Origin of the sequence: Acinetobacter sp. 3657 (genome assembly GCF_031456775.1) — a bacterium.
In the GTDB taxonomy this organism is placed as follows: Bacteria; Pseudomonadota; Gammaproteobacteria; order Pseudomonadales; family Moraxellaceae; genus Acinetobacter.
On sequence record NZ_JAVDVH010000008.1, the window covers coordinates 76,176 to 94,752 of the forward strand.

15 protein-coding genes are annotated in these 18,577 nt (G+C 37.7%); 10 read left to right on the top strand and 5 right to left on the bottom strand.

The genetic code is table 11. The features are described from left to right. Positions 1-83: 83 nt before the first annotated feature. The 7 genes from J2Y37_RS10480 to J2Y37_RS10510 all read left to right on the top strand — a co-directional run bounded on the left by J2Y37_RS10480 (position 84) and on the right by J2Y37_RS10510 (position 6,850). Positions 84-1,160 carry a CBASS cGAMP-activated phospholipase gene (locus J2Y37_RS10480; protein WP_349032780.1) on the top strand — a complete coding sequence of 359 codons (1,077 nt, stop codon included), beginning with the start codon at positions 84-86 and terminating at the stop codon, positions 1,158-1,160. Further along, entirely contained in the window at positions 1,157-2,458 is a 1,302-nt protein-coding gene (locus tag J2Y37_RS10485; RefSeq protein WP_349032781.1) for a CBASS cGAMP synthase, read from the top strand. Before J2Y37_RS10480 ends, J2Y37_RS10485 begins: the two co-directional genes overlap by 4 nt. Before the next feature lie 4 nt (positions 2,459-2,462). Next, on the top strand, positions 2,463-4,229 hold the full coding sequence (locus J2Y37_RS10490; RefSeq protein WP_349032782.1) for an E2/UBC family protein: 1,767 nt from the start codon (positions 2,463-2,465) through the stop codon (positions 4,227-4,229). Continuing rightward, complete coding sequence (locus tag J2Y37_RS10495; protein ID WP_349032783.1) at positions 4,219-4,680, top strand: Mov34/MPN/PAD-1 family protein; 462 nt, start codon at positions 4,219-4,221, stop codon at positions 4,678-4,680. Before J2Y37_RS10490 ends, J2Y37_RS10495 begins: the two co-directional genes overlap by 11 nt. Positions 4,681-4,858: 178 nt before the next feature. Next, complete coding sequence (locus J2Y37_RS10500; protein ID WP_349032784.1) at positions 4,859-5,239, top strand: mCpol domain-containing protein; 381 nt, start codon at positions 4,859-4,861, stop codon at positions 5,237-5,239. Further along, positions 5,232-5,846, top strand: a complete 615-nt coding sequence (locus J2Y37_RS10505; protein WP_349032785.1) for a hypothetical protein — start codon at positions 5,232-5,234, stop codon at positions 5,844-5,846. Before J2Y37_RS10500 ends, J2Y37_RS10505 begins: the two co-directional genes overlap by 8 nt. Before the next feature lie 365 nt (positions 5,847-6,211). Beyond that, on the top strand, positions 6,212-6,850 hold the full coding sequence (locus J2Y37_RS10510) for a hypothetical protein (protein ID WP_349032786.1): 639 nt from the start codon (positions 6,212-6,214) through the stop codon (positions 6,848-6,850). On the opposite strand, the gene J2Y37_RS10515 is transcribed toward J2Y37_RS10510, so the two are convergent. From J2Y37_RS10515 to J2Y37_RS10525, 3 genes are all read right to left on the bottom strand, one after another. Continuing rightward, positions 6,842-7,942: a hypothetical protein gene (locus J2Y37_RS10515; protein WP_349032787.1), complete on the bottom strand. Its 1,101-nt coding sequence runs from the start codon at positions 7,940-7,942 to the stop codon at positions 6,842-6,844. The genes J2Y37_RS10510 and J2Y37_RS10515 overlap by 9 nt on opposite strands. 311 nt (positions 7,943-8,253) lie before the next feature. Then, a complete protein-coding gene (locus tag J2Y37_RS10520; protein WP_349032788.1) occupies positions 8,254-9,537 on the bottom strand; it encodes a ribonucleotide-diphosphate reductase subunit beta in 1,284 nt (427 codons plus the stop codon). A 325-nt stretch (positions 9,538-9,862) separates the two neighbouring features. After that, positions 9,863-12,697: a ribonucleoside-diphosphate reductase subunit alpha gene (locus tag J2Y37_RS10525; protein ID WP_349032789.1), complete on the bottom strand. Its 2,835-nt coding sequence runs from the start codon at positions 12,695-12,697 to the stop codon at positions 9,863-9,865. 523 nt (positions 12,698-13,220) lie between these two features. Between J2Y37_RS10525 and bfmR the strand changes: the two genes are divergently transcribed. Beyond that, entirely contained in the window at positions 13,221-13,937 is a 717-nt protein-coding gene (gene bfmR / locus J2Y37_RS10530; RefSeq protein WP_004669852.1) for a response regulator transcription factor BfmR, read from the top strand. An 85-nt stretch (positions 13,938-14,022) separates the two neighbouring features. Beyond that, positions 14,023-15,663 carry a sensor histidine kinase BfmS gene (gene bfmS, locus J2Y37_RS10535; RefSeq protein WP_005198311.1) on the top strand — a complete coding sequence of 547 codons (1,641 nt, stop codon included), beginning with the start codon at positions 14,023-14,025 and terminating at the stop codon, positions 15,661-15,663. A gap of 96 nt (positions 15,664-15,759) precedes the next feature. Here bfmS and J2Y37_RS10540 read toward each other — a convergent pair whose 3' ends face one another. Together J2Y37_RS10540 and J2Y37_RS10545 are read right to left on the bottom strand one after the other, a co-directional pair. Beyond that, positions 15,760-16,116, bottom strand: a complete 357-nt coding sequence (locus tag J2Y37_RS10540) for a hypothetical protein (RefSeq protein ID WP_004669854.1) — start codon at positions 16,114-16,116, stop codon at positions 15,760-15,762. Between the two features lie 92 nt (positions 16,117-16,208). Further along, positions 16,209-17,627, bottom strand: coding sequence for a diguanylate cyclase (locus J2Y37_RS10545; RefSeq protein WP_349032790.1), 1,419 nt, complete (start codon positions 17,625-17,627; stop codon positions 16,209-16,211). 395 nt (positions 17,628-18,022) lie between these two features. On the opposite strand from J2Y37_RS10545, the gene J2Y37_RS10550 reads away from it, so the two are divergent. Continuing rightward, positions 18,023-18,574 carry an NADH-quinone oxidoreductase subunit A gene (locus J2Y37_RS10550; protein ID WP_004669856.1) on the top strand — a complete coding sequence of 184 codons (552 nt, stop codon included), beginning with the start codon at positions 18,023-18,025 and terminating at the stop codon, positions 18,572-18,574. The last annotated feature ends 3 nt before the right edge of the window (positions 18,575-18,577 follow it).

Sequence of the window (18,577 nt, forward strand, 5' to 3'; positions counted from 1 at the left end):
GTGTCGTTTTTTTAAACATTTATGTTGCTTGAAATATTTTATTTAATCACAATCTAATAGTAAACATAAAAAATGAGTAGACTTTGGAAGCGCTTAAAAACAAACGAGATATCAAGATTCTAAGTTTAAATGGAGGTGGTGTACGTGGTTTATTTACCATCACTTTACTTGCTGAACTAGAATCAATTATTGAGAAACGTGAGAAATGTGAGAATGTCAAAATTGGTGATTATTTTGACCTTATTACTGGTACATCTATAGGTGGCATCTTGGCACTTGGTTTGGCTAGTGGCAAAAGCGCGCGTGAGTTAAAAGAAGCTTTCGAGATAAATGCTACTAAAATTTTTCCATTAAAACGTTTTAAGAATAAACAATGGTGGAATCTATTACGACGCTCTATATATGAAAGTGAGCCATTATACGATGCTGTAAAAAGTATGATTGGGGATACTATTAAATTCGAAGACCTCAACCGTCGAGTCATGATTACATCAGTGAATCTGTCTACAGGTAAACCGAAGTTCTTCAAAACTCCACATAATCCTATGTTCACGATGGATCGTGAGATTAGGTTAATTGACGCAGCTATGGCGACATCTGCTGCTCCAACTTACTTTAAGCCTCATTACATTGAAAAATTGGAGAACTACTTTGCTGATGGTGGTTTGGTAGCTAATAATCCAAGTTATATTGGCATTCGTGAAGTTTTAATCGACATGAAAAATGATTTTCCGGATGCGAAGCCGGAAAATATAAAAGTTCTGAATATTGGTACATTAAGTGAGGATTACTGTATCAGTCCAGAAACACTATCTAAAAACTCTGGTAAGGGATATCTAAGTCTTTGGAATATGGGCGAGCGTATTGTATTAAGCACAATGACAGCTAACCAACATTTACAACGGTTTATGCTTTTACGTGAGTTTGAAGCACTCAAAATTGAGAAAAATTATGTTGAAATTGACGAAACTATTCCTAATGAAGCTGCTGCTGAAATCACTTTAGATAACGCATCTGAGGGGTGCTTAAAAGCACTGCGTGGTTCGGGGAAAAAATTAGCAGCCGAACGATATACCAAAGATGAAGAGTTACGTAATTTCTTTCTTAAAAAAGCAGAACCATTTGCCCTTTATATAGACTCCTCGGAGGTTACAGCATGAACTGGAATTTTCATCAATACTATTCAAACCGTACAGATGGTTTAATGGGGCAGCTACTTCTTAGTGATAGAGAAAAAGATGCTTTAAAAGCACTGCGAGATAAAGTGCGGGAGCGAACGCGAGATATTTTCGTAGAAGCAAAAAAATTAGTGAATCAGGCTAAAAAGGACATTGGATTGGAATTTCTACGTGTAGAAATGTCTGTAACTAATTTTAAATACCTTTCTCAAGAAGACCAGAATAAATTTGCTGAACTAATCATTCAGCTTGATAGTAATGCCAAAGCAGAATTTTTGAAGCTTACACCACGATTCTGGACACAAGGTAGTTTTACATACAACACACTAAATAAGCCTTACGTAACTCCGCCTCAGGAAATGGACATTGACGATGGCACATATCTGCCAATGGTATTTTTTAATGAAAAGCCTGTTATTGGTCATCATTTGCTATTACTTTTGGTTGATACTTCTCTTAAATCTTTGGTCGCTGAAAATCCAAGCTGGACATTTGAAGCGAAACGTACATGTGGACGTATTACTATTCCCCATATGAATGCACATGTTGATGTGCCAATGTATGCAATTCCTGAAGATAAATTTTTAGAAAAAGAGCAGTTTTTTAAAGCGGCTGCTAATACTCGTTTGACTTATGATGAATATGACAGCAGTGTTTCAATTGCAGATCAAAAAAAATATAAACTCGATTCAGACTGTGTAAATTTAGCAATTCGGGCTAATGATCAGAAATGGATGAAAAGTGATCCTAAAGTTGTTTCAGACTGGTTTGAAGAAAATTGCAGAAGAATCGGACCACATTTACGTAAAATCTGTCGCTTTTTGAAAGCTTGGCGTGATGCTCAATGGGAGTGGGGAGGGGGACCATCATCTATTTCATTAATGGCAGCAACAGTGAATATTTTGAATCGTAAATACATCAATAACCAAGACTTCGGTTCAACGATGTTAACCATTGCGAGAGAACTTCCTAATACATTTAGAAATGGAGTAGAAAGTCCAGATGATACTGATGAAAGACCATTGTTCCCTCCTTATTCCGAACACGGGGAACGTGAAAGGGAAATTGTTGAGAAAATGCAAACACTATTAACAAATTTAGAAAATGCGTTTGTTGCTGACACTAAACACGAAGCTCTTACTCTTTTAAATCTGAACTTTGGTGATCGTGTCAAAGACTATAGTTTAATTGTTTCCCAGACAGCAGCTCCCGCATTTGAGGATGAAGCAAGTCAAGCTAGTACAACATTTCAAATTAGCTCAACTATGATAAGCGGGTAGGTGCGTGAGTGAGTTACATAGCTTGATGCTGAGATGTGGGTATGAATTTATCGAATCTCGGCATCTCAAAGCCTACAAACATCTATCTGATTTATCTCAAAGTAAGCAATTTTATGTTAAAGATTTTGTAACTACGGAAGGTGTATTCAGGATAGCGCTGATTTTTACATATGATCCTTATACTAGCTTGCCATATGCATACATCGTGGACAAACCAGCACATCTGCAGGATGTGCTGCTTCCACATGTAAACAATGGTTGGTATTTATGCTATGTGCAAGAAATGGAAGCTGACTGGAATCCCAATGATCTTATCGCGCTGTATATGACAGTAGATCGTCAAATTCAAATTACTTTAAATAACTCAGTTGAATCAATTCATAATAGATCTACAGAGCAAGTGGAGTTGGAGGGGGAATTTAGTGCTTATTGGAAGCCAGAAAGCAAAGTATATTCATTATCGAGTTTTCATGACCTACACGATAGATTTTCTACTTTAAGTTTTAATAAGTCATTAGAGAAGGAAACAACAAAGGAATCTATTCTATATGACAGCAATACAGAACATGAGCACAAAAACTGGTTAATGCAGCGAGGTTTGTATGAGACTAAATCTCAGAGACTTCACACTTTTGTAATTAAAGTTAGACCCAATCGTTTATCAGGAGTTAATTGGCCTCCCAAAAACTCAAAGGAGCTATTTGATTGGCTTTCGACCGTTGATCACAATGCCAAAGCACACTTAGCGAACTATTTTGTTCAGAATAGATTCAAAAATCATTTAATTTTATTAGAGGTTGAGAAACAAGATACCCTTGGTCTTGTGTTGGAGTTGGATACTCAGACCGTTCAGTTATCCACTTATGCAAATACTAAAAAGACTGGTAAAAAGGGTGGTCGAGCTATCCAGCTTTCTACGATTACTGCTGTTTTATCGGGAAAATATGCTTTTAAAAAATTTAAAAGAATTTCTTTTATTAAAGCCGATAAGAATACTGTTCTTTCAAGAAATAGATCACGTCCTGATGTTGGTGATCTCAGCTCAAAGCGAATTGCTTTGATTGGATGTGGCACAATTGGAGGTTATGTATCTGAACTTTTAATTCGCTCAGGGGCCGGAGTTCATAGTGGCAAATTGCATCTTTTCGATTTTGACAATTATGGTCCTCAAAACTTCGGAAGGCATACACTTTTTTCATCAGACTTTGGAAAGAGTAAATCAGTTGCATTACAAGAGCGATTGACTACATCGACCCATCTTAAAACGGATATTCATGGATTTGATTGTGAATTTCCATTAATTGAGAAATATCTATCTTCTTATGACATTATCATTGATGCGACTGGCAGAGCACCTATTGCCAAACGGCTTTCATACCTACTTCGTAAATTAGATGGTGCGAAGAGACCAATACTAATTCATGGTTTTAACGATGGTAATGGTCGCGCATCAAAAGTTTTTATTGATTATTCAGGTGGATGTATTAACTGCCTTTGGAGTAATCCTACTTTTTATCATAATGGAAATGATATTCGCTTTAAGCAATTTGCTGGCTTGAATGAGAAAAAAGTATCTTGTGGCAGTACCTATATACCATATGATGCTGCCGTAAGTGTTATGACGGCAGCCTTAATTCAAGAGGCAACGCTTGCAACTCTAGAGCATGAAAGAAATTGGAATTACAAGGAACATATATTTGAAGGTGGTCGAACATTAAAGCCTAAATTAGTTCATTCGGAATCTAATTGTGGTATTTGTAATGCTAGGTAAAGATTTAGTTTTTAAGGCTGATGATGATGCCTTAGTTGTTATTTTGTCAGAAGTAGTTGAAATTTTACTTTCATATCGGCAGTTGGAGAATTCAAATCCTGAAAGTGCTGGTGTGATCATCGGTGAGCGTAGAGGAATTCATTTAGTAGTTAGAATGGTATCAGTACCTAATTTTTCAGACATTCGAAGCCGTTTTTCAGTTAATCGAATTGGTAAACATCACCAAGAAAAGGTTGATAAAGCATTTCGTGAATCTAATGGTACATGGCAATATCTAGGTGAGTGGCATACTCATCCTGAGAATATACCTTCGCCCTCTATGGTAGATTATAATAGTTGGAAGAAATATTTATCTTCCTCCGACCCTTTAATTTTGATTATTGTTGGAAGGACCAAATGGTGGGTTGGAAAGAAAATAAATCAAGAAATTAAAGTCTTAGAACAGATATAAATTTTCATAGGTTAGATATGCCTTAAATAAGGCATATCATCAATATTATAGAAATAAAGTCTGATTGAGCATTTAAGTAGTCAACTAAAAATAATGTATTACTGATTGGATAGATTAGACAAAATTGAGTGTGTTTCCTTATTCTTTAAGTATAATGTGATAGTACTATGATGATTGGATGTATATGATCTACATAACAATTGATGGTGATGATATTGGTCAAATGATTACATCATCATATTTAAAGAATGATGTGCATGAACTCTCTAGAATCAATTTTGTAGTTAATGAGAAAACGCTATTGATATCGAACTTTTTAAAAGAACAAGGGTTCAATATTATATTTTGTGCAGCTGATGGAGTTGCTGGCTACATTGATCAAACGAGTATTGACAAAGTATTCATTTTTGAGTCTATTAAGGCATTAGCTGAACCAGAGTTGTGCTTTTCTGTAGGGATAGGTTCAACTTTACAAGAAGCATACATAGCACTACTCTCTGCTAAAAGTAATGGGAAATGTCGTTTACATGATTTTTATTTTTTAAACTCAAATGTTTAGAATTATTGATTTTAAATCACTATTGCGGTACATCGCCATAATTACGACTATCCTAAGTATCGGTGCTTATGAGTTAGTACAAAGCTATTGGTTAAATGATCTCAAGATAGTGAAAATTTTAAGTATCGCTCCTTGGATCGCACTACTGCTAACTATTGCTTTAACTACTAGCATTACAGCCCGAGCTTTGTGGAGTGTGTTGAAAAAGATTAATCCTTCACTATATCCTGACTTAAATGGTACATGGGAAGGTGAAATTACAACTGAAACAAATCAAGTGATACCAGTCCGTGTTTTGATTAAACAAACATTGCTCACAACCCAAATCAATATTCATACACAAACCTCAAAGTCACTAACTTTAGAAACTACTCCAACAATTGAAAGCGGTGAGCCAAAACTTTATTACATATATCGTTCATTGCCTAAAGATCCTAATTGGAGCTCATACACTGGCTCTACTATTTTTGATATACGTAAAGTTGGTCATGATGATAATTGTACTTTAGAGCTCTCAGGGTACTACTACACTGATCGTAAAACTACGGGAAGAATTAGGTTTAGACAAATAGGAAGCTGTGTCGAAAAAGATGTTTCATTTTATTAATTCGTAATTTTATGGGAACTATTTTTTATTGTCTTTTCTTTTTTGGAGGATTTAATCCAGTAATATATTTCTTTAAAATTTAGATATGCGATGAGATTTAAGTCTGAATTTTAGTTTTCTTATATTCTATGGAATTTTATTTTTTATAAAATTCTTACAGTCTCAAAAAATTATGCCAAAATTAAAACTAAATTTAGTTAAATGAGAACTTTTTAATTATTAAGGGTTATGGTTTAAAATATATAAAGATACTATTTTTAAGTTAACCTTAATTATTATTAAATAAATTCTAACTTTAATTTTTCGCATTTTATGTGATTTAGCTATATAATTATTAAAAAATGTCTACTTAAAAGAGGTGGTTAATGGCTACGAATGGGCATGAATATTGCGTTCAAAATGCTTTTAATCGGTCACATGCTGGTAGATATATATATGTTGTAGCTATGGGTATTTCTTGGATAGCAATCTATATTTTTTTAAAATTTAATGGAGGTCTTTCTCCATTAGAAAATATTGTAATTTCAAGTTTAAGTACAGGTGTGTTATTTTTAGCTTGTTACTTCTTATTTGATAAATGGATCTGGAAATGGAATTTACTATTCCATTTTTTAAAATATCCTGATATTTCGGGAGAATGGGAGTGTGTTGGTAAAACATCTTATCAAGAGCTTGACAATGAGTTGGTGAAATCTAATAACTTAGAATGGCAAGGTAAAGTAACTATAATTCAGTCTTGGGATAAACTGAGAATTAGAATGGAAACAGAATTTTCTTCTTCTGAAAGTATTTCAGCAGCAATTATCTATGATGAAATTGATTCATATAAAGTCTTATATAGTTATAAAAATGAACCTAAAGACTTAGACCATAAAGAACTACGAACCCATTTAGGTTTCGTAGAACTTCAACTTAACAAAAACTCAAATACTGCTTTTGCCAAATATTACAATGTTAGTGGGAGGAGGACATTTGGTTCAATGGAGTGGAGAAAATTAAATTGATAATGGGAAAAATTTTAATGATTCCTTAGATGAAAAGCCTAAATCCTGACATAAATCACTTACTAAATTATCTAATGCAATACTCAATGTGATGAGAGAGCTTAATTTTTCTGTAGAATCAAAAATTTTTCTAGTGCCATCAGGAGTGTTTAAAGATTTTGCATAATTTTGATTATGGTATAAAAAATCAAAAAATCTTTGAGTTTCTAAAACAATACCAAGAGAGTAATTTTTGCTATGCTTTAAATTATCCCTATTAGCATGGTACATAATTGATGCTAGATCATAACTACTCAGTGTAATGTTTGAGCCTTCATCAATTAAATCTGCTTTGATAGTTTTACATAAACGAATGGATTTCCTTAATGAGCCTTCTGTTAGGTACTGGCAAATTAATTTAATCCAATAAATATGAGCAAATGGTAGATTTAGGAATGTTGTAGGGATATTTTTATCTAAAATATTTATTCCTCTTAAATATTCAAAACCTTTGTTCTTATATTCATTCGTTTCGACCCAATGAGATGGGACTACATCCACATCTCTTGGTAATGATCCTCCTGTAAGGCTTATACATTTTCCACCGCTATTATCAATTCTAACAGCTGGATATGCTTGCTTTAATTCATAAAAACTAGAATTTCTTAATTGCTGTAGAGCCTTTATATCCTCACTTCTTAATAAAACTGTACAGTCTTCTGAGCGATAGTGGTTTTTATGTATAACTAATAGGTCAACATCACTAACTCCCTTAATATGAATATCTAAAGGGACAGAACCTTGCAATTTATATTCTGTAGCCAATCCATGATTTGGCAGTCGAGTCTTAAGTTGATTTTCAATTCTTTTCGCTGTTTCTATACCAATTTCAGTATACCTTTGGTCTACTGCTTGCATAGCACCAGTTGAATAACGTACGGATGGTTTTGTAGAAATACTTTCCCAAAGTTCACGCTTGTTTTGAAGTGAAGAAAATTCAGAATAAGAAGTAATTCCAGCTTCTAAACTATCGAACATATGGTAAGTAAGGTCTGTAGCTTTTCTTCGTTTCTCCAACCTCTTTAATCGATCTTCAAAGTTAATTTTAGCCATGAAAAAATATCCAATTTAATACCTAAATTTAATAAGGTGTATTAAAAATATTTCAATGTTTTTAAGTTAAAATATTACAGTATTTGCTGATTTGAATATTATTAAATTATCATATTTATATAAAACAGATTCCAGAAATTAATTTTATTTAATTAAGATGGATAATTGTATTGTGAACTTAATTTTTAATAAAAAAATAGAACCGTTAGGCTCTATTTTTTTGATTTAATGTGGTTGATGTAATTTGTAACAATCTCGAAATATGTGTCAAAAATCTCACATCAACTGTCATTCAGCGACGACGTTTTATCTTACCAGCTCAAAGCACCGCCAGTCTGATAGTCAGTTACGCGCGTCTCGAAGAAATTCTTCTCTTTACGCAAGTCCATCATTTCTGACATCCACTGGAATGGATTGGTCACACCAGCAAACTGCTCTGGTAAACCAAGTTGAGATAGGCGACGGTTACAGATGAATTTTAAGTATTCTTCCATCATTGCTGCGTTCATACCCAATACACCGCGTGGCATCGTGTCACGTGCATATTCGATCTCAAGCATCGTACCTTCAAGAATCATTTGAATGACTTCTTGTTGGAACTCAGCCGTCCATAACTGTGGGTTTTCGATCTTGATTTGGTTAATCATATCGATACCAAAGTTCAAGTGCATCGACTCATCACGCAAGATGTATTGGAATTGCTCAGCAACACCATTCATCTTATTACGACGACCCATAGACAAGATTTGGCTGAAACCACAGTAGAAGAAGATACCTTCAAGTACACAATAGAATGCGATCAAGTTACGCAATAAGATTTGATCGTTTTCAGGTGTACCGGTTTGGAATGTTGGATCGCTCAATGACTGTGTATATTTCAAACCCCATGCTGCTTTACGAGCAACACTTGGGACTTCACGGTACATATTGAAGACTTCGCCTTCATCCATGCCCAAAGACTCAATACAGTATTGATAAGCATGAGTGTGAATCGCTTCTTCAAATGCTTGACGCAAGATGTATTGACGGCATTCAGGGTTGGTAATATGACGGTAAATCGCCAAGACCAAGTTGTTTGCAACCAATGAGTCCGCAGTCGAGAAGAAACCTAAAGAACGCATGATAATGGTACGCTCATCTTCAGTTAAGCCATTTTCAGACTTCCAAAGCGCGATATCATGGTTCATGTTAACTTCTTGTGGCATCCAGTGGTTTGCACATCCGTCTAAATACTTCTGCCAAGCCCATTCATATTTAAATGGAACAAGCTGGTTCAAGTCCGCACGGCAGTTGATCATCGCTTTGTCATCAACTTGCACACGTTGTGCACCCATTTCAAGCTCTTCTAAACCCGGTGCAACATCGAGATGTTCTAAGGCTTTAGATGCTCGAGCCAACGAATCGGTGGGATTTGTTGATCGGATGGTACTGGTTCCAGCGGATTGTGAAGCTGCCACGCTCGGCGATGCAGGCTCTGCATCAGATACCATCTGCGTATCAACCGTTTTTTTCGGTTCGACGGGCGCAGACTTGTGTTCATGTGTAGTCGGTTTTTGCGAATCATCTTCAAAATCGTCCCAACTTAGGATAGACATTTGCGTTCTCTCTTCGTTGTGTATAGCTGTTATCGACATCTCAACAAAGACATCTTAAATATACGCTTATATTGTGTAAGCAAAATTAAGTTTTATCGATTGATATTCAAAATTTTGATGAACTCAGACCTACAATCCCTAAGACTTATTTTGCTTACGCTGTTGTTTGCGAATGGCTAAAAATGCATAAACCATGGGCACATAAAAGAAAATAAAAGCAAAGATCAGAACAGCAAGTCCTAACATATAGTTATGGCTCAAATTGAACATAATCTCTGCCTTCTAGTTAAGTCCCCCCTTTTGAAAAGGGGGATTTAGGAGAATTTTACTGACAAGCTTCACAGTCTGGGTTGTCGATTGAACACGCCATTGGCACTGGAGCCGCAGTGGTGAAACCATCTTCTTCAACTTTAGCTTCTGGCTTCTTCTCTTCTACAGCTTGTGCTGCAACAACAGGAGCTTCAGCCGATGCTGGTTTCACTGCATTGAGTGCGCCCGTATTAATCGTTGATTTCTCAGCAGAGGTTGCGCCCAAAGCTCGGAGGTAATAAGTCGTCTTCAGACCACGTAACCATGCCATTTTATAGGTGATGTCAAGTTTCTTACCATTTGCACCAGCGATATAAAGGTTCAATGATTGTGCTTGATCGATCCATTTTTGACGACGAGAAGCAGCATCAACGATCCAACGTGTATCCACTTCAAATGCAGTCGCAAAGATTGCTTTCAATTCTTCAGGAATACGCGCAATTTTTTGTACAGAGCCTTCAAAGTGTTTCAGATCATTGACCATCACGGTATCCCACAGACCACGTTCTTTTAATGAGCGAACGAGGTATGGGTTGATCACAGTGAATTCACCAGAAAGGTTTGATTTCACATATAAGTTTTGGAATGTTGGCTCAATGGATTGAGACACGCCACAAATATTTGAAATGGTTGCCGTTGGTGCAATCGCCATCACATTCGAGTTACGCATACCATCTTTTTGAACTTTGGCACGTAATGTGTCCCAGTCCAAACGTTGAGTACGGTCAACTTCAAACATACGCTCTGGACGAGTTTTTGCAACAAGGTCTAAAGAGTCGATTGGAAGGATACCTTGATCCCACAATGAACCTTTAAATGTTGTATACACACCACGCTCAACAGCCAAATCACTCGAAGTTTGGATTGCATAGTAGCTAATCACTTCCATTGATTCATCAGCAAAATCAACGGCTGCATCAGAACCATAAGCGATGCCCATTTCATATAGTGCATCTTGGAAGCCCATGATACCCATACCGACAGGGCGGTGCTTCAAGTTCGAGTTCTTCGCTTGTGGAACTGCATAGTAGTTAATGTCGATCACGTTATCGAGCATACGAACTGCTGTTTTAATGGTACGAGCAAGTTTCTCGCGATCGAGCACACCACCTTTAACGTGTTCTACAAGGTTAATCGAACCTAAGTTACATACCGCGATTTCATCTTGGCTAGTATTTAAGGTGATTTCTGTACACAAGTTAGATGAGTGCACTACGCCAACGTGTTGCTGTGGTGAGCGTAAGTTACATACGTCTTTGAATGTGATCCAAGGATGACCAGTTTCAAATAACATAGACAGCATTTTGCGCCATAAGTCTTTCGCACGGATTTTCTTATGAAGCATATTGCTTTCTTTCGCAATGCCTTCGTAGTAAGCATAACGCTCAGCAAAGGCAGCGCCCGTCAAGTCATGCAAATCTGGTGTTTCAGAAGGGGTGAATAATGTCCAATCACCATCTTCAAATACACGCTGCATAAATAGGTCTGGCACCCAGTTTGCAGTGTTCATGTCGTGAGTACGACGGCGATCATCACCGGTGTTCTTACGTAGCTCTAGGAATTCTTCGATATCCAAGTGCCAAGTTTCTAGGTACGCACATACTGCACCTTTACGTTTACCACCTTGGTTGACAGCGACTGCGGTATCGTTAGCAACTTTCAGGAATGGAACAACACCCTGAGATTTACCATTAGTACCTTTGATATATGAGTTCAACGCACGAACAGGAGTCCAGTCATTGCCTAAACCGCCAGCCCATTTTGATAGCATTGCGTTGTCACGCATTGCACCATAAATGTCATACAAGTCATCACCGATAGTGGTCAAGTAACAGCTTGAAAGTTGTGGGCGTAATGTACCTGAGTTAAATAGGGTAGGCGTAGATGCCATGTAGTCGAAGCTAGACAGTAAGTTATAGAACTCGATTGCACGGTCTTCTTTATTTTCTTCACTGACCGCCAGACCCATCGACACACGCATAAAGAATAATTGTGGTAATTCAAAACGCACGCCATTTGAATGGATAAAGTAACGGTCAAATAAAGTTTGTAGACCTAAATAAGTAAATTGGTTTGAGCGTTCAGGTTGAATCGCGGCTGCCAATTTTGCAAGGTCAAAATTAAGTAGATCAGGTGAGAGTAGATCTAGCTCAATCCCTTTCTTTAAGAACGTTTCTAAAGCATCACCTTCCGAAGTATCGGTTGGTAAACCTAAGAAGATTAAGCCTGTGCTGACCAACTCATTACATAACAAACGTGCCGTCACATAGGTGTAGTTTGGTTCATGTTCGATGCGGGTACGTGTTGCCATCATCATGGTGGTGGCAATATCACTCTCTTTGACACCGTTATATAAGTTCTTAACAGTTTCATCGACAATGGCTTGTACATCAATGCCTTCCAAATCTGCACTTGCAGTTTCGATCGTGGTCGTCAATGCATCTAAGTCTAACGGTTGCAGTTGACCTTTAGCATCAATGATTTGAAGTGTCGGGTGGTGGTTTGCCCCAGTTTGTTGGCGCGCAGTTGCACGTTGATCACGATAGATCACATAAGCGCGTGCAACTTTTTGCTCGCCTGTGCGCATCAATGCCAATTCAACTTGATCTTGAATTTCTTCGATATGAATCGTACCACCTGATGGTAAACGGCGATTAAATGTATTCAGAACCATCTCAGTCAGTTGCGTGATACGGTCATGGATGCGACTAGAGTCAGCACCTTGTTGACCTTCAACAGCTAAAAAAGCTTTCCCAATCGCAACAGAGATTTTTTCAGCGTTAAAAGTCGCAATTTCACCAGTGCGCTTAATTACCTGAAGTTGGCCGGGTGTAGAAGTGATGATGCTCATGTCAGCATAGCTCCATTATCATCTATATTTTTATGTTCATAGACCGTTTGAATCGAGCAAAAAATATGCCACGATGTTTGAGGGATAAACACAAGACTTAGTGGTTAAAGTTTATTTTAAACACAAGATACGGTATTTTTAGCAGTAGATCAATATTGACATTTTACTAAAGTTTTTTTCATGTTTTAACTGCTGATTTCACAGACACATAGCATAGCAAAGCCCTTCAAAAAGCCGTATAGATAACTCTGTGGATAACTCAAAAAACAAACACTTAAATTCTTTTTGACCAACTAAGAAACAAATTGTTTAACATTGGAACAAATTTTATACTTATTTTTCATTTTGTTGGAGAGAAGCATAAAAAACTGAAAAAGCCATTAAAATTCATAATTTTAATAAAATTATAACAAAATGAGGTAGGCGTGTATCAGTTTGGTGAACGGCTACTTGTTTACAATGTAAACGTGTGTATATTGCAAAACATGAACCAATGTATATGCCAAATTTTAGGGGCAAACAAATGAGCCAAGAAGAAAAGTTACCGAAAATTTTAATCGTAGAAGATGATGAGCGTTTAGCACGCTTAACACAAGAGTATTTGATCCGTAACGGTTTAGAAGTTGGGGTTGAAACTGACGGTAACCGTGCGATTCGTCGAATTATCAGCGAGCAACCAGATTTAGTTGTGCTTGATGTGATGTTACCTGGTGCAGATGGTTTAACCGTTTGTCGAGAAGTGCGTCCGCATTATCATCAACCGATTTTGATGTTGACAGCGCGTACTGAAGATATGGACCAAGTACTTGGTTTAGAAATGGGTGCAGACGATTATGTTGCGAAGCCTGTTCAACCGCGTGTGTTGTTGGCTCGTATCCGTGCTTTGTTACGTCGTACCGACAAAACAGTTGAAGATGAAGTTGCGCAACGTATTGAGTTTGACGATCTTGTGATTGATAACGGTGGTCGTTCAGTGACCTTAAATGGTGAACTGGTTGATTTCACCAGTGCTGAATATGACTTATTGTGGTTATTGGCATCAAACGCAGGTCGTATCTTGTCTCGTGAAGATATCTTTGAGCGTCTACGTGGTATTGAGTACGATGGTCAAGACCGTTCAATCGATGTGCGTATTTCTCGTATTCGTCCAAAAATCGGCGATGATCCAGAAAATCCGAAACGTATTAAGACCGTACGTAGTAAAGGTTATTTATTCGTTAAAGAAACTAATGGGATGTAAAATTCAGCCCCTCCTTTTCTCATAAAGGAGGGTTTCTCTTTTTTGACAAGGAGAAGTTGTTGAATAATTTGGAATCATTTCCCTTATGGTGAGTCGAGTACTTAAGAACAGCATATTCTTGCGAATTTATGCTGGATTGGTCGTATTGGTGGTTGTGGTTGCCGCATTTTGTTATTTGCTGGTACAAATCATTAACTATCAACGTGCGCAAGAATATCGTGAGTCTCTCACGGATGGTATTTCCTACGTAATTAGTGAGGGGGTATCTCGTCAACCAGAAAAACAACAAAAATTAGATTGGATTTCCGATGCATCCGACTTGTTGGAATTGCCCATCTATTATGTAGATGCAGCGCGAGTCGAACTTTCTCGAACTGAAAAGAAACGTATCGCTGCGCAAAAGTCGGTGGTTCGTTATGATGCCAATCATGGGGTTGGTTATATCATTATTGGTCTGAAAGATGATCCTCAGCATTTCCTCTATATAAAAGTCGATAAACTCGGCGAACGTCAAATGAAGGCGCTGCCTATTTTTGTCTTGGATTATTTGATTTTTTATCCAGGGCAGGAGCGAGAGTATTTAGAGAAAATTAAAGAGCACTTTTATTATCCAATAGAAATTTTAGATATTCGAGACATTAACTTAGACTCAGAGCAGATTGGTCGGTTGCGCCAAGATCAAAGTGTATTGTTGTATAAAGACAGTGCCAGCATACGCGGCACAACCATTTCGATTGTTTCACCGATGCCGAATCACCCAGCACGCGTTTTGCTACTGGGTCCAGTGCCAATGTTTAATTGGATGCCTTTTCAGCTTTCAGCAGGTATTACCCTATTTAGCTTATTCTTATTGAGTTTAGGTGTATATGGATTGATTTTGCCTTTAGAGCGCAAAATCCGTCAGGTACGCCATGCCTTGAATAAAATGAAGTCAGGTGATTTGTCCTTGCGTGTACCGATTGAAGGTACGGATGAAATGGCAAACTTGGCATCCAGTTATAATAATATGTCAGACCATATTCAGCGTCTGATCGAAGCACAACGAGAACTCATGCGGGCAGTCTCGCATGAGCTTAGAACACCTGTGGCGCGCATTCGCTTTGGGATGGAAATGTTGGCTGAAGAAGATGATTATAATTATCGGATTCAACAAGTTGATATGATTGATAAGGATATCGAAGCACTGAATACCTTGATCGATGAAATCATGACTTATGCCAAACTTGAGCAGGGAACCCCATCTCTCGATTTTGAAGAAATCATATTGGTTGAAGTGCTTGATCAAGTTGCGATGGAAACTGAGGCATTGAAAACACAAAAAGAGATTGAGTTGATTGCCCCTTCATTGGTATTGAAGGTAGATGCTGAACGTCGATATTTACATCGTGTGGTGCAAAACTTAGTGGGCAATGCAGTTCGCTATTGTGATCATAAGGTGCGTATTAGTGGCGGTGTTCGTGCTGACGGCAATGCTTATGTGTGTGTGGAGGATGATGGTCCGGGTATCCCTGAGCAAGAGCGAGCGCGGATCTTTGAAGCCTTTGCACGTTTAGATGATAGTCGTACCCGTGCTTCAGGTGGTTATGGTCTAGGTCTATCGATTGTGAGTCGTATTGCGTATTGGTTTGGTGGCGAGGTTCATGTGGATCAGAGTCCAAACTTAGGCGGTGCGCGATTTATGATGACGTGGCCTGCAAAACGTTATAAGCAAACCTTAAAGAAATAATCAGCACTTAAATACCCAGATAAAATGCCATAACTAAAAGCCAAAGCACTGTTTGCTTTGGCTTTGTCGTATATCTTTGAAAGATACAGCGTTGCTCTATTCCTGTAGGGAAGAATCAGGTTCGATTAAAGGGCGACCTGATCTTAAACTTTGTAAAGCATCTGCATTAAAATCAACCAATAAAGAATTGTTTTTAACGTCTATTTTATAACTTTGGATCAGTCGTTCATCTCCATTTATGGTTTCTACTCGATAAGCATCTGCAATATTAAGAATTCCTTCAAGATTTGTTGTGGTTGATGCAAAATCTTCTCTAAATAATTCGTAAATATCCCTTAAATCAAAAATTGCGTTATCTGCGTCTGGGTGTTTTCGGACGTAATTCTCAATATGACGCATGAGTAATTGTGAAAAAAAGAAATAATCTGAGTGGTGTGCGAATTTTAGATCCATATTTTTCTCCTTATTGTCTATCTTTAGAATACCGATCTATTGCCGAAGCTGTGTAAAAAGATAATTAAAGTATTTAGCTGAATTGCAACATATTATGTCGAAATCACCACCTGATTTCGTCCTTGTCTTTTGGCTTGATAAAGTGCATCGTCCGCTTGTTTAAATAAGTATTCAATTGAATGTCGATTTTCAGCAGAGCAAACAAAAATTCCGATACTGATTTGGATCGAAAAAGTTTGGTGATGCTCCAGTTTAATTGGCGTTTGACTTACGTGTAGACGGATTCTTTCAGCATCTTGGTAGGCTGTGTCGGCATTGGTGTTGGTTAAGAAAATAGCGAATTCTTCACCACCTAAACGTCCGATTAAGTCTTGGGGCTTTAAAAGCGATTGAATGGTTTTTACACAGCTTTGCAGGGCGCGATCTCCGATGAGATGACCGTAGTTGTCATTGACTTGTTTGAAGTGATCGATGTCGAGCATCAAGAAGGCTGTTGTTTGACCTGCATTTTTGGCTTGTTGTTGTAAAAGTTGTAGGGATTGTAGAAATTGACGTCTGGTTAAGCTGGATGTTAACTCATCATGAGCAATCGTGTGTTGTAGCTCTCGAATCAACTTAGATCGCACCACATTGATACTGGAAACCGTTAGCGGCGCGATGGTCATCATAATCAGCCCAAGACGAATAGAGATCGTATTATTTAGATATTGATCTGGATAAAGTAATAAATAATGTTGGGAGACGTGATGAATGATAAAAGCACAGCTTATAGAGGTGATAATTGCCACTGAAAAATGGGGGTATCTCAGCGCGCACCAGATCAATGGCGCAATCGGATAGAGTAATGAGCCAGGACCCGCATCATAGTAGGCAATCACAATTGATATAATGACTGCAATCAAAGGTAAGCTTTCTAGAATAATTTGAGATTTAAATGCATTGAGTTGTTGTTTAAATTTGGCTAAATGCGGTGTGCTAATGATGGCGGGTAAAAGTAAGAGTGCATTCTGAATTTCTGCTGTAAACCAATGTCCATAATCAAGCCAAAACGAGCCTAAAGCAAATTTAGTCTCAAAAAAAGGCAGTGTAATCGCTGCAAATAAAGCACTCGACAAACCGCCAATACAGCAAAAACTAAATAAAAATAAATAGAAATAGCCTTGATGCATTGAGCGAATGAAGCTGTTAAATTTTATGTAGAGGGCAAGTGTGACCAGCACATAGATTAAGTTGGCTGAGGTTAAGCAGATATTTAATAGAAGCGGTGTGTCTTGCCAACCGTCTGCGAGGAGGTAGCCGAGGATTGCGCCGATAAAGCTAATTGGATGGCGTGTCTGTGGGAAGCGAATCAGCAAACCCAAAAGCACTGAATTGGCAGGCCAGAATGAAGCAAGAAAGTTGAGTTGTCGCGTTGCAATACCGAGTAAGCAACACAAAAAAATCACACCCGTAAATATTAAAAATAATTGGAAAAGCGACAGGGGCTTTAATGCTACTCTTGATTGAGCCATTCTGACGCGTTTCCTTAGATATTTGGTCGCGCTATTATATAAATTTTGTTTAAATTTTCATCATAAATTTGTATTAATGCAATGATTTAGTGCATAGAGCGTTAATTGTGAGCATAGACCGTAGATTGCGATAGTTTTTGGTACATAAGTAAAGAAAAAAATGATTAACATGCTATGTTTGATTTGTTAATTCGATTTTTAAGGGTGAATTAACCATGATCTTGGATATATTTGTAATTTTAAGGACAAAATCATCCGAAAGACTAAAGCGCTTCAACTAGCATGCGAAATTAGAAATCAGGTACAATTGGCGGAATTAATTTTGTGTTTGGTGTATTTGAAGGCCAATACATACATTCTTTGTTAAAAATAGGCCTGCCAGGAGTTATCCCCGCATGAGTGCCATTACTCCATACGATTGGGCGATTATTGCCTTCGTGATCGGCGTTACATTTCTTTGCGTTTTTATGCTGACCGTTCCTTTACTCCTTGGGGGTAAAGCTTGGGGACGTGCCAAGCAAGAACAGTTTGAGTCAGGTGTAGTAAGTGCGGGCGGTGCTCGTATTCGCTTGTCAGCCAAGTTCTATCTCGTTGCGATTTTCTTTGTCGTTTTTGATTTAGAAGCCCTTTACCTCTATGCATGGGCAACCTCTGTCCGTGAAGTCGGTTGGGTTGGCTTTATCACTGCCGCAGTGTTTATTTTAGTATTACTTATTGGTTTGATTTACGAGCTTTCTACAGGTGGACTTAACTGGGCACCTTCAGATCGTCGTAAAGCGGCTGGTGTGAAAACTAAGATTGGTTCGCCAAATATGAATATCGCTGACATTACTCGATTCAATAACATTGAAGAATTGGTGATCGATCCTACTGGTCAAATTCCAGCGCAGTCTTCTGGTCGTGTTAAGTCTAAAACACCGACTACCTCATCATCTGAACAGGAGTAAGTC

Coding starts and splice junctions, on each gene's coding strand:
- J2Y37_RS10485 (WP_349032781.1), top strand. CDS start 1,157: ATGAACTGGAATTTTCATCAATACTATTCAAACCGTACAGATGGTTTA.
- J2Y37_RS10495 (WP_349032783.1), top strand. CDS start 4,219: ATGCTAGGTAAAGATTTAGTTTTTAAGGCTGATGATGATGCCTTAGTT.
- J2Y37_RS10500 (WP_349032784.1), top strand. CDS start 4,859: ATGTATATGATCTACATAACAATTGATGGTGATGATATTGGTCAAATG.
- J2Y37_RS10505 (WP_349032785.1), top strand. CDS start 5,232: ATGTTTAGAATTATTGATTTTAAATCACTATTGCGGTACATCGCCATA.
- J2Y37_RS10510 (WP_349032786.1), top strand. CDS start 6,212: ATGGCTACGAATGGGCATGAATATTGCGTTCAAAATGCTTTTAATCGG.
- J2Y37_RS10515 (WP_349032787.1), bottom strand. CDS start 7,942: ATGGCTAAAATTAACTTTGAAGATCGATTAAAGAGGTTGGAGAAACGA.
- J2Y37_RS10520 (WP_349032788.1), bottom strand. CDS start 9,537: ATGTCTATCCTAAGTTGGGACGATTTTGAAGATGATTCGCAAAAACCG.
- J2Y37_RS10525 (WP_349032789.1), bottom strand. CDS start 12,697: ATGAGCATCATCACTTCTACACCCGGCCAACTTCAGGTAATTAAGCGC.
- bfmR (WP_004669852.1), top strand. CDS start 13,221: ATGAGCCAAGAAGAAAAGTTACCGAAAATTTTAATCGTAGAAGATGAT.
- bfmS (WP_005198311.1), top strand. CDS start 14,023: ATGGTGAGTCGAGTACTTAAGAACAGCATATTCTTGCGAATTTATGCT.
- J2Y37_RS10540 (WP_004669854.1), bottom strand. CDS start 16,116: ATGGATCTAAAATTCGCACACCACTCAGATTATTTCTTTTTTTCACAA.
- J2Y37_RS10545 (WP_349032790.1), bottom strand. CDS start 17,627: ATGGCTCAATCAAGAGTAGCATTAAAGCCCCTGTCGCTTTTCCAATTA.
- J2Y37_RS10550 (WP_004669856.1), top strand. CDS start 18,023: ATGAGTGCCATTACTCCATACGATTGGGCGATTATTGCCTTCGTGATC.